Source organism: Labilibaculum antarcticum, assembly GCF_002356295.1.
GTDB lineage: Bacteria > Bacteroidota > Bacteroidia > Bacteroidales > Marinifilaceae > Labilibaculum > Labilibaculum antarcticum.
Map to the genome: position 1 here is coordinate 1,239,170 of NZ_AP018042.1, position 13,232 is coordinate 1,252,401.

The window sequence follows — 13,232 nt, forward strand, 5'->3', positions numbered from 1 at the left end:
ATCCTATTATCTGAACAAAATGTTAACCTAAAAAAACAAATTTATGAAAAAAATGCTAGAGAACCATGATTCTTATTGGTTCAAAAGGAAAACCCTATTCTTTATGAAGAATTTGATCATTTTAATGCTAGTCTCTTCCATGAATTTATTTGCTACAGGATCTTATTCTCAGCAGACTAAGTTGTCAATGGAATTAAATAATTCTAGTTTAAAAAATGTTTTACAAAAAATAAGAAAGCAAACTGAATTCACAGTTTTGTATAATTCTTCGGATGTAAAAGATGTTAGCAATTTAGAATATGATTTTGAAGAGGCTACAGTTATGGAAATTCTAGATAAATGCTTAGAAGGCACTAGTTCTACTTATGAAATTCATGATAAAGTCATTATTATTCAACCTAAAGTTGAAAAACCAGTAATAGTCGTTCCAGTACAAGTTCAAGAACAAAACATCGTAACAGGTATTGTCACATCTGCTGACGATGGACTTTCTGTTCCCGGGGTTTCAATTGTAGTGAAGGGAACATCAAATGGTACGAGTACCGATTTCGATGGTAAATTTTCCTTACCTGTTGAAAAAGGAGAAACGCTTGTTTTCACTTTTGTAGGGATGACTGCACAAGAAGTTGTTGTTACTGGCAACACTTTAAACATCGTACTTGAATCAGAAAACTTAGGCCTTGATGAGATTGTTGTTGTTGGTTATGGAACTCAAAAAAAGAGTGACCTTACAGGTGCTGTTTCCTCAGTAAAAGGAAAAGATTTAGCAAAAACACCATCATCAAACCCAGTAAATGCTTTACAAGGTAGAGTTGCTGGTGTAACCATTACTAAGTATGGTGGAGCTCCAGGAGCAGGATCTAGTATTACTATTCGTGGTATTGGAACTGTTGGTAACAACGAACCTCTTTACATTATCGATGGTTTACCCGGATCAATGTCATTACTTAACCCTGATGATATTGCATCTTTCGAAATCCTTAAGGATGGTGCAGCCGCTGCCATCTATGGTTCACGTGCTGCCAATGGTGTGGTTCTAATCACAACAAAGAAAGGTAACAAGGGTAAAATAAGTGTTGATTTCAACATGTATATGGGACAAACAAAAGCAATTGATCAGCTTAATCTTTTGGACTCTGAAGGCTATGTGAAAGTGCATAAAATGATGTACGATAACTACAACCAATATGCCGCAGATTCTGACAAACAAGCTTTACCAGATTACGTAACTGCTCCTATTACAGCTAGCACTGATTGGCAAGATGAGGTATCTCGTGTTGCACTTCAACAAAACTATAGCCTAAGTATTAATGGTGGTAACGACTTAGGATACTATGGTATTTCGGGTAGTTGGAACGACGAAGAAGGAACTCTAATTGGTAGTGAATACCTTAAGAAAACTCTTCGTGCCAAATTAGGAATGAAGAAAGGTCGCCTAAACGTTGATGCCAACATTTCCTATGCTGAAACCACCAATCAAGATATGAAATTCTCCTTATCAGACACCTATAAGCTAACACCTCTTATTTCTCCTTTTGATGAAAATGGAAATGTGAAATTGACATATGGTGATATGCCATCACATGAAAATCCATATGCTAATCACATAAACCAAAAAGGCGAAACTGATCTCCAATATTTTTCTGCAAATATTACTGGTCGCCTAAAAATTACAGATTGGTTATCTTATCAGGTTAACCTTGGTCTAATAAATAGCAATACATATATGTGGAACTACCATCCAAAATATGACAAATCGGCAAAAGGTGGTGAAGACTGGATCTACTATGGAGAAAGCAGAAAAAACTACCGTAACCAAATAATGGAGCATTTATTAAACTTTCAAAAAGAATTTGGTAAACACTCGATATCATCAGTAATTGGATATACCGCTTCAAAATCTACTAACAATTGGATGGAAGCAAACGTTACGGGTAAAACCACGGTCTATTCTGCTGAAGATGATACTGTAATCACAAAAGACGAGGCTGCAGGATTCCTTGATCCAAGCTGGAAAACTTTAAATGCAGGTAAAGGTGGTACTTATAACGTTTCAGGAAGTAAAAATGAGTACACCAGAACTTCAATTTTAGGTCGTGTAAACTATTCATTCGACAGCAAATACTTACTACAAATTACGGCTCGTCGAGATGGCTCTTCAAAGTTTGGTTCTAAGTCACGTTATGGAACTTTCCCTTCAGTTGCACTTGGATGGAGAATTACTCAAGAAGATTTCATGTCTGATTATGACTTTATCGATAATTTAAAATTAAGAGCTAGTTGGGGTAAACTAGGAAATGAAGTTACACTTGGATACTATGACCACCAAGCTTTAATTAGTACAGGGAATGACTATGCACTAGGAGCAGTTCGCGGTTCTGGAGCAAATCCATGGACAGGATCTATTGCTACAGGGCTTGAAAATAGGGAACTTCAATGGGAAACAACAATCTCGAAAAACTTAGGATTGGATTTCACTTTCCTTGGAAACAAGTTCAATGGTACAATCAACTACTACAATACAACAACTGAAGATATGTTAATTTATCGTCAACTACCAGGTTCTGCTGGCCTTGACAGCCCGGTATTGAATGTTGGTGAAATCAATAATAAGGGACTTGAGTTTGAATTAGGCTATTACAAACAAGATGGTGATTTCAAATATAGTATCAATACAACTTTCACAACAACTAAAAATGAGGTTGTTGCTTTAGCAAGTAAAGATCAAACTTTATTTGGAGAAGGTTTAAAGTATGGAGACTCGCATTTTCCAACTCAAACTAAAGCTGGTTATGAAATAGGTGCATTCTTCTTATATCAAACTGATGGCTTATTCCAATCAATGGATGAAGTAAATGCACATAAAAATGAAAAAGGAGATTTACTTCAACCAAATGCCAAACCAGGTGATATTCGCTTTAAAAATACAAATGGTGATGATGAATTAAATGAAAAAGATAAGGTGTATTCAGGATCAGGTATTCCTGATTTCACTTACTCAATCAACTTTAATGCTTCATACAAAGATTTTGATTTTTCTATGATGTTCTACGGCGTTGAAGGCAACGAGCTTTATAACGGTAATCGCTATTATTTAGAGAACATGTCAGCTGGACAGAACTTCTTGGCTTCGTCAATACATGCTTGGACTGAAACGAACACAAACACCAATACGCCAAGAGCCGTAATAGGTGATGCCAATACAAACACTCGCGAATCTAATCGTTACCTTGAAGATGGCTCTTTCCTTCGTTTGAAAAATATCGAACTAGGTTATACACTACCTAAATCAATGATCAATCGTTTAGGAATTAGCAAATGTAGAATCTACATAAACGCACAGAATGTATTTACAATTACCGACTACTCAGGTATCGATCCTGAAGTAGGACGTAGCAATGTTCTAAATACAGGAATTGATAGAAGCTTATACCCTATCAATAAATCATTCTTTGCAGGCGTACAATTATCATTCTAACAAACACATGAAAAAAATGAACAAATATATATACTTATTCTTCATTTGCATTGGATTGAGTTTCACTGCTTGCGATGAAAGCCATCTAGAAGTAAAGTCTCCTGATCAACTAACTGGAGAAAATTTTTGGAGAAACGAAAGTGATGCTGAAGGAGGACTTGCAGCCGCTTATTCTCAACTTGAATGTGCGACCAGCTATTGGGGCTTTGCCGAAATTAAATTCACGGTAGAATTATTCCCTTCAGATTTGATTAAACTAGGTAATGATGCCTTAAACTATGAAGACTGGTTCTCTATTTTCAACTTTAACTCTACTGCCGGTAATACACAAACGACACAATATTGGAACATTCACTATAAAGGTATCAACTATGCCAATCAAGTGATTGAAAAAGTAGGTGATATGAGTGAAGAGCAAATCAGTACAGTTGCTAAAGACAAAATTATTGCAGAGGCTCGCTTCTTAAGAGCATATTATCATCTTAAGCTGCTTCTAAACTGGGAGAAAATTATTCTTCGAGATGATTATCCTAAAGGCCTATCAAGTATTGATAAAGGCGTAAGTGAAAGATCTGAATGTTGGGATTTCATTATTGCAGATTTCGAAGCTGCTGCTACAAAATTATCAGAAAGTAATTCTACTGATAATATTGGTCGTGCTACGAAATGGACTGCACTAGGATATCTTGGAAAAGCTAATCTTTACTATGCTAGTGAAAATGCTGATGCTACAAAGTACACAGCAGCAAAAACAGCTTTTACATCAGTAATTACAAGTGGTAACTACAGCTTAGAATCATCATTTATTTCAATGTTCAATGGTATAAATCAGAATTCTGATGAAGTATTATTCGAATTACAATTAACATCAAATACAGATAATGGCGCATTTTTCAAATTCCCTTATCACCGTTGGTTAAAACCGGCAGGCATGGGTGGATGGGATGAAATTGCTGGTAGTGATTTTCTATTGCAAGAGTTTAAAAAAGAAGGTAAAACGGCAACAGATGGTCGATTCGATCACCGCTTATACGAAACATTATTCTTCGAAGATGACTATTTCAACGATATTGCAAATCCTCGTATTTACGGTAAAACTTTTAATTCTTGGTGGGATGAATCTGGTACTCCTCGGAATAAAACAGGATTTAGAAAATATCTACCTGAAACTTTAGAAGAACTAAATACAAATAGCATAGGTAATAATATTCCATTGCTTAGATATGCTGATGTTCTATTGATGTATGCAGAAACCCTTAATGAGCTGAATGAGACTTCTGCTGCAATCCCTTATATTAATGCTGTAAGAGCACGTGCAGGTATGCCTGCAATGACTGGTTCGTCAAAAACAGATGTAACCAATCAAATAGAGCACGAAAGAGTATGTGAGTTGGCTATGGAAGGTTCACGTTTTCATGACTTAAGACGTTGGGGTAAATTAAACTCAACAATGACTGATCATGGTAGAATAGGAGTTAGTGATACAAGCCACTTCTTCCCTATTCCTGAAAGTGAAATCAACTCAAATAACGCTATTGATTAGAAATTAGTTTTCATAAGTGAGCCGTTAGATTATTGAGCGGAGTTATAATTAGCTTCGCTCAATATATATAAGAAGAAATATTTTATACTCTAATAGTTATCAGAATTGTTATTTTCTTTATGATGGAATTTCAAAATACAATCTGCAGGATAAATTGTTAATTATTAATCGATAATAATTCATAATAAACATGCTACAAGATATCATCATCGTACTAGCTATTATGATTTTAGGAATAGGCATTGGCCTATTTATTGGAAATAGACCTAAAATAATAAAAATAGTAGGTGCTTTAACATCATTCTCTATCTTCCTTCTACTCTTCCTTCTTGGAATAGGTGTTGGTACCAATGAGAAAATAATCAGTAATCTACATACGATCGGAATACAAGCATTAGTCCTTACTCTTGGAGCAGTTCTGGGATCTTTAATTTGCGCTTGGGCTACATACAAATTTTTCTTTCAAACAAAGAAATCAGAATAAACTCAATACCTGATAGATATCTAAATCTAATTTCCGCAACCACACATCATTTATTCTATGAAAGGCAGTTTAATCATTCTCAGTTTTTTTGTTCTTGGGCTAATTCTTGGACTAGCACAATTTTTACCTAGCTCGCTATTAAAAGGAGACTTTAGTATATATGCACTCTACCTACTCATGTTCTTAGTCGGAATTGGTATTGGAACCGACCGTGATTCTTGGAAAGTTATTAGAGAAGTCAATATTAAAATTGTACTTGTTCCATTATCAGTAATAGTAGGGTCTCTAATTGGCGTATCAGCCGTATCTGTTCTATTATCAGACATCAACTTTGGTGAGGCAATGGCTGTTGGTGCGGGCTTTGGTTATTACAGTCTATCATCAGTTATAATTACTGAATTTCATAGCGAAACATTAGGCGTGATCGCCTTACTCTCAAATATCATCCGAGAAGTATTAACACTTCTTGCAACGCCTCTATTTGTTCGATATTTTGGTAAACTTGCTGGTATTGCATCAGGTGGTGCTACAGCTATGGATACAACCATGCCAATTATTGTGCAATATTCCGGTAAAGAATATGCAATTATTGCCGTTTTTAGTGGTATTGTCTTAACAATTTTAGTTCCAATTATAGTTCCTCTAATCCTTCAATTCTTATAAAACAGTCTCTATAATTCAGATAAAAACAGCTGTTGTGTTTCATATTTATCAAGAATAATAAAAAACATAAAATGAAAGATATTAACATCTTATTTCTTCTATTAGTAATAAGTCATATTAGTTTAGCACAACAAAATCGAAATCTACTTATCGAAAATAATCAAGTTCAAGTAGAGATTCAACTACAAAACAAACAATTGTATTCAGAAAATTTTAGCATAAAAAATGACACATCTAATGGCACAATTAATTTTGATGGTAATTTTTCATTTGAGATTGTTTGGACTGATTGGTTAGCTCCAGGAATGAGTAATAATGCTGAAAACCCAGCAATTCTTACAAAGAACGATTTCGAATTTACACATTCAAAGAAATCAAATATAACAAATGGTCTTCATCAACTTGAAACATATTACAAAGGAAAAAACCAACATTTACAATTGATAATCACCTATTTGATAGAACCCGACAAACATTATTACAAACGGAAAATTGCCATAAGAGATACATTGTACAAAAAACATTTATTGCACAAAATAAATGCTTTTCATTCTGAAGTTACCATAACAGATTCAGTTAAAATTCTAAATAAAGGAGGTTTTGGTCAACCTGTTGCTTTGCAGTTTTCTAAGAATGGACTTTTTTATGGTTTAGAATCACCAATATCTAGAAATACATTTGAACAAAAAGGAAAAAATAAATATCATTTCAACTGTGCCAAATATTCAGGTAAAAAAATAACAAACAATTGGCTTGAAAGTGATTGGGTTATATTTGGTCTTAGCCCCGATATTTATGTAAAAAAACACTTCATGAATTATATTAATGATATTAAAGTGGCTATTGATAGACCATATTTATTATATAATTCATGGTATGATTTGAGAGGAGACCATTACCCTGTAGGTAGTTATGTGAAAGAACTACAAGCTATAGATTATATGAATGAAAAAAATGTTTTACGTTTATATGATGCTTTTCAAGAGAATTTCACCAAAAAATATGATATCCAATTAGATGCATTTGTATTAGATGATGGCTGGGATGTATATGAAAGTGCGTGGGAATTAAACAAGAAGGAGTTTCCCAATGGCTTATCACCAATTATTAAGAAATTCCATCAGAATAATATTGATTTAGGTATTTGGTTTGGTCCCACAGGAGGATATTCTGCACGTATGAAGAGAATAAATTGGTATCGTAAGAATGGATATGAAGTAGTTGGCACAGAAAAAAAATGGGGAGGAGCTCAATTATGTCTTGCAGGTAAAAACTACAGTTCTGTTTTTAAAAAACGTACCAGCGATTTTGCTGAGAAAGGAATCTCATATTTTAAATTAGATGGAATCCAATTTTCTTGTAGTGAACCTGATCATGGTCATCCAATTGGATTATATTCACAAGTTGCTATTTTAGATACTTTGATCTCGACACTTGAAAATACCCGAAAATTAAATTCTAATGTTTACCATAGTGTAACATCTGGAACCTGGCTAAGTCCTTGGTGGTTAAAATATGCCAATCAAATATGGATGCAAGGTGAAGATTACGGATATGCTGATGTGCCCTCTTATAATTCAAGAGATGCAGCCATAACCTACCGTGATTTGATTTTATATAAGGATCTTAAATCGAATAATTTCTGGTTTCCAGTAAGTAACATGATGACCCATGGTATTATTAAAGGGAAGTTAGAAAATTTGCACGTAGAAGAGCCATTAGACAAATTTTCTGACAATGCTATATTATATTTTGCTCGTGGTATTTCTATGTTCGAACTGTACACCAGTCCCGATATTATGTCAGAAGCTGAATGGAAAATTATTGCCAAATCATATAAATGGGCAACCAAAAACTTCGATGTTCTTATGAACACCGAGATGATAGGCGGAAACCCCGAAAAGAAAGAGGCCTATGCTTATTTACACTTGAAAGGAAACAAAGGGGTTATTGCTGCACGAAACCCCTTCATTAAGAAACAAAATTTAGAAGTGGAAATTTCGGTGGCAAATGGGATCGATACTACAGCCAAAGATTTAGTGATTGAAAAAGTTTATCCATACCGCTTTGTATATCCCGATTTATATAAACATGGTGATAAAATAAGCTTGCCTATTGATGCTTACGAAACAGCGATATATGAAATTTATCCACTCCAAGAATGCAATGAACCTTTAATTGCTGGAGCGATCTTTAATTCAAACTTAAATGATGATGGGAGTTGGACTATCAACTATCAAGCTACATCGATAGCTCCAAAACTATTAAACAAAGCTAGTATTAAAAAAATTAGCCTCGGAACAAAAGAATTAGATTCAAATCAACTTCCTACTTCTTTCGAAGAACACACTCCAGTAGTAAGTCGTTTTTCTAGTAAAAGAAAAGGAACAAAACTAACTGTGGATATTGACATAAATAGCAATCAGTGTGATATAAAGTTAGGCTTTCTGTTAATTTCGGAAACTGATAAGAAGTTGAAATTACCTTTAATAGATTTTAAGAAGAATAATAAAGAAATAAAATCAAATTTTAATGGGAAGCTTGTTGATGAAAATTTCAAAATGCCAAGACTTACATCAGGATGGTACACAATAGAACTTGGTTCTAGTAAAAATCATATAGACCTTGATATGAAAACAGATTGGAATGGAACGATAAATATTTGGTCAATGAGTATAGAACAGAATAAATTCGAAACAATTAAGCTTGAAACAAATGCTCTTAAAAAGGAAAGGACTCTACCCCATTGTATATTTGAATCTGGAGAAATAAAAAGAAATACAAAACTTGGTGTGATTAAATATTAATAACTAGTTATTAGTATTAATCATTTGGAATATAAGAATAAATATAGACCAATAGCGCTAAATATGGAATATACATTTCTGGAGCAGATGACATTATCATTCGAAATAATCAAATTTCAGAATGTGAAATTCTAGTATAAGTAAAATCGATAATAAGAAATAAAAAAGATTAAAACGGTTCTTTATCATGACAATTAACATGCATTTACAAAAAATGAAAATTATGAGATTTGTTTTAGTATTATTTTTAATATCAATATGTATATTATCCTGTGATAATCAGAGTAATGATGAAAAACAAGCGTCAATTGACGTGTTATCTAGGAGTATTGGTGAGGAAAACCTTACCAATTTTGAGCTTCAATTAGAACCTGATGACAAAACTCCTGATTGGTTTAATTTACAAAAAAAGGAAAATAAAATTATCGTAAAAGGTAATTCACAAATAGCTCTTTGTAGAGGTGTGTACGATTATCTGAAAAATGAATGCAATAGTATAATTAGCTGGTCAGGATCTAAAATATCTATTCCAGAACATTTACCAGAAGTTGATAGAACAGTAGAAAGCCCTTACCAATTCCGATATTACTTTAATGTAGTAACGCATGGTTATACAACCCCTTACTGGGATTGGAATCGATGGGAAAAGGAAATAGATTGGATGGCTGTTCATGGAATTAATATGCCTTTAATTGGTGGCGCACATGAAGCTATTTTGGCAAGAGTTTTTCAAAAATTAGGATTATCAAAATCAGAAATGAATCAATACTTTTCTGGACCAGCATATTTCCCATGGAACAGAATGGGTAATCTAAATGGATGGGATGGTCCTTTGCCTAAATCCTATTTTCAAAAACAAATTACATTAACACACCAAATGTTAACCCGAATGGAAACCTTGGGTATGTCTCCTATAGTGCATGCCTTTGCAGGTTTTGTTCCAAAAGGACTTAAGAGATTATATCCCAATGAAGAAATCCGTGAACTTGCCTGGGGAGGCGGTTTACCTCTGAAAAACAATGGTTTTATACTTTCGCCCACTAGTCCACTTTTTAAAGAAATTGGCACTCTATACATTCAAGAATGGGAAAAAGAGTTTGGAAAAGGGGAATATTATCTAGCAGATAGTTTTAATGAAATGGATGCTCCTCTTTCAAAAGATTCAACAAAAGCATTAAAAGAACTAGCAGGATATGGAGCTTCAGTTTATCAATCGATTAAAGAAGCAAATCCCGATGCAACTTGGGTTATGCAAGGGTGGACATTCCCATACCACAAAGATGAAAATGGAAAACTATTTTGGACACCAGAAAGATTAGGTGCTTTAGTGCAAGAAGTCCCTGATGATAAACTCCTAATTCTAGATTTGGCTAATGAATACAATCATGTGTTTTGGAAGATCGATCCATCATGGAAAATGTATAACGGCTTTTTCGGAAAAAAATGGATCTATTCTTTTATACCAAACATGGGAGGCAAAATCCCTTTAAATGGTAAACTAGATGTATATGCTTCTATTCCTTTTGACGCTTTAAATTATGAGAATAAAAAGAATTTAGTAGGATTTGGATTTGCTCCTGAAGGTATTGAGAATAATGAAATTATTTATGAACTCTTATCAGATGTTGCATGGAAAAAGAAAAAATTCAGTTTAGATAATTGGATCGAAAACTACTGTAAGCAACGTTACGGAGCTTATCCTTCGAACATGAAGAAAGCATACGATTTATTGAATAAATCAGCTTATGGTAGTTTTACTGATCATCCTATGCACCGCTACCAATTTAGACCTTATAAAAAACCTGAAGGCGTCGAAAATCATGCAACAGTTCATATCTCTGAAGAATTCAGAGAAGCTGTTGGAGCCTTTATCTGTTGTTCAAACGAACTAAAAGATAGTAATCTATATACATTTGACGCAATAGAAATTGTTGTTCAATATTTAGGCTTAGAAGTGGACCAACGTTTAATGAAGTTCCTAGAATCAGGAGAACAAAAATATTCTTCTGAACTCGATGAGATTATGAAAACTCTTTTAGTTATTGATAAGTTACTCGCTACTCATCCAAATTACAAATTAGAAAACTGGTTAAATTTTTCACGTAAGTGGGGAGATACATCTCAAGAAAAAAACTATTACGAATCCGACGCAAAAAGAATTGTTACAACATGGGGAGGCGATCCTGTTAATGATTACTCTGGTAGAGTATGGAGCGGATTAATTCGAGATTACTATGTACCTAGATGGCAAGAATATTATAAAGATAATTCTGATAGAAGAAAGCAAAATATGAGAGAATGGGAAGAGAACTGGATAACAACTCCAGGTTTATCAAAAATTAAAGCTTATGATGATCCACTAAAAGTTGCAGCTAAAATGTATTTCAAATTTGAAGAAGAACGACATGCTAACAAAAAATAAACGACCATTGATCCAAATCGTCAATAATAAACAGTTTAAACTCATTTTAAAGTAGATAAGCAAAATACATTACCCATTTTTTCATACTTTTACTTCACAACTAACTATACATTTAGAATGTTATACTATAACAAATTCATACTTCTATACAATTGTTCGTACAAAGGTTTGTACGAATGTTGGATTTGTTAAATTTCCCCAGTATCCCCTTTCACAACTTATTTTGTTCTCTAAATTTTAGATAGATTATATTCTTTAATGGGATTAGTGTATCCTCGTAGATATAATTTTAAAATTTACTCGTTGAACAAATGAGCCACATCCTTTTTGTGATTATTAATTTGCGCATAAAATAACTTCTTACGCCATAACATCAATAAACCCAAAACTCCTTAAGATGTTCTCAAAAGAAACTTACATTAACAGAAGAAATAAGCTTAAAGCAGAAGTTCAATCAGGAATCCTCCTTTTTCTTGGTAACGATGAATGTGGAATGAATTATGCCGACAATACCTATCATTATCGTCAGGATAGCACCTTTCTATATTTCTTTGGTTCGGATTATGCCGGACTAAATGCCATTATTGATATCGATGAAAATCGTGAAATTATTTTCGGCGATGAATTAACAATCGACCATATTGTTTGGATGGGTTCGCAGCCAACAATTAAGGAAAAAAGTGAAGCTGTTGGAATTAGAGAAACAGCGCCAATATCCGATTTAAAAACCTACCTCGATAAAGCCGCAGTAAAAGCAAGAACCATTCATCATCTGCCACCTTACCGACCAGAACATCAAATTAAACTACTCGATTTATTACAGATACATCCAAATCTTGCATCGGAAAACGCATCATTACCATTTATTCAGGCCGTCGTAAATCAAAGAAACTACAAGTCTGATGAAGAAATTATTCAATTAGAACAAGCTGTAAACATCACCGGAGAAATGCACCTTGCAGCCATGCGAATGGCTCGCCCGGGAATGAAGGAATCGGAAATTGCTGCAGCAGTGCAACAAGTTGCAATTGCTTCGGGCGGGCAATTATCATTTCCAGTAATCGCAACAATTAACGGACAAACTCTTCACAACCATTACCACGGAAACACATTAAAAAGTGGAGATATGCTTTTACTCGATTGTGGTGCCGAAAATGAGATGCATTATGCCGGAGATATGTCGAGCACTTTCCCGGTAGATAAAACTTTTACAACCCGCCAAAAAGAAATTTACCAAATTGCTTTAAATGCTCATAATGCGGCAATTGATCAGTTGAAACCTGGTGTGAAATTCAAAGATGTACATCTTACTGCTTGTCGAACTGTTGCCGAAGGAATGAAAGAAATGGGTTTCATGAAAGGTGACCTTGACGATGCAATCCGACAAGGTGCTCATGCTTTATTTTTCCAATGCGGAACTGGTCATATGATGGGAATGGATGTTCATGACATGGAAAATTTAGGTGAGGTTTGTGTTGGGTACAATGGCGAAGCCAAAAGCACTCAATTTGGATTAAAATCCTTGCGATTGGGCAGGGAACTTGAACCGGGATTTGTGTTGACGATTGAACCGGGAATCTATTTTATTCCTGAACTGATAGACCTATGGAAAGCGGAAAAACGATTCAATCAATTCATCAACTACGATAAAGTTGAGCAATACAAAGATTTTGGTGGTTGCCGAAACGAAGAAGACTTCTTGATTACTGCTGATGGTGCACGCTTACTAGGAAAACCAATTCCTAAAAACATTGCTGATGTGGAAAGAGAACGAATTTAAAGTTGTTTAACACACTTTATCAATAATAACTAACATTTATATGCCTGAAAACGAC

At 34.2% G+C, this 13,232-nt stretch carries 7 protein-coding genes and 1 pseudogene; all 8 read left to right on the plus strand.

Translation table 11 applies throughout. The features are described from left to right. The first annotated feature begins 43 nt into the window (after window positions 1–43). Window positions 44–3,478: a SusC/RagA family TonB-linked outer membrane protein gene (locus ALGA_RS04610; RefSeq protein ID WP_096428219.1), complete on the plus strand. Its 3,435-nt coding sequence runs from the start codon at window positions 44–46 to the stop codon at window positions 3,476–3,478. 16 nt (window positions 3,479–3,494) lie between these two features. Next, on the plus strand, window positions 3,495–5,021 hold the full coding sequence (locus tag ALGA_RS04615) for a RagB/SusD family nutrient uptake outer membrane protein (RefSeq protein WP_197705702.1): 1,527 nt from the start codon (window positions 3,495–3,497) through the stop codon (window positions 5,019–5,021). A gap of 190 nt (window positions 5,022–5,211) precedes the next feature. Next, entirely contained in the window at window positions 5,212–5,505 is a 294-nt protein-coding gene (locus ALGA_RS04620) for a LysO family transporter (RefSeq protein WP_197705703.1), read from the plus strand. 57 nt (window positions 5,506–5,562) lie between these two features. Next, window positions 5,563–6,168 carry a lysine exporter LysO family protein gene (locus tag ALGA_RS04625; protein ID WP_096428221.1) on the plus strand — a complete coding sequence of 202 codons (606 nt, stop codon included), beginning with the start codon at window positions 5,563–5,565 and terminating at the stop codon, window positions 6,166–6,168. 71 nt (window positions 6,169–6,239) lie between these two features. Beyond that, entirely contained in the window at window positions 6,240–8,975 is a 2,736-nt protein-coding gene (locus ALGA_RS04630; protein ID WP_096428222.1) for an alpha-amylase family protein, read from the plus strand. Window positions 8,976–9,037: 62 nt separating this feature from the next. Further along, window positions 9,038–9,115 (plus strand): annotated as a pseudogene (locus tag ALGA_RS23550) (hypothetical protein); the annotation flags it as partial. A gap of 83 nt (window positions 9,116–9,198) precedes the next feature. Beyond that, window positions 9,199–11,397 carry an alpha-N-acetylglucosaminidase gene (locus tag ALGA_RS04640; protein WP_096433410.1) on the plus strand — a complete coding sequence of 733 codons (2,199 nt, stop codon included), beginning with the start codon at window positions 9,199–9,201 and terminating at the stop codon, window positions 11,395–11,397. 397 nt (window positions 11,398–11,794) lie between these two features. Further along, window positions 11,795–13,177, plus strand: coding sequence for an aminopeptidase P family protein (locus tag ALGA_RS04645; protein WP_096428223.1), 1,383 nt, complete (start codon window positions 11,795–11,797; stop codon window positions 13,175–13,177). Window positions 13,178–13,232: the final 55 nt, after the last annotated feature.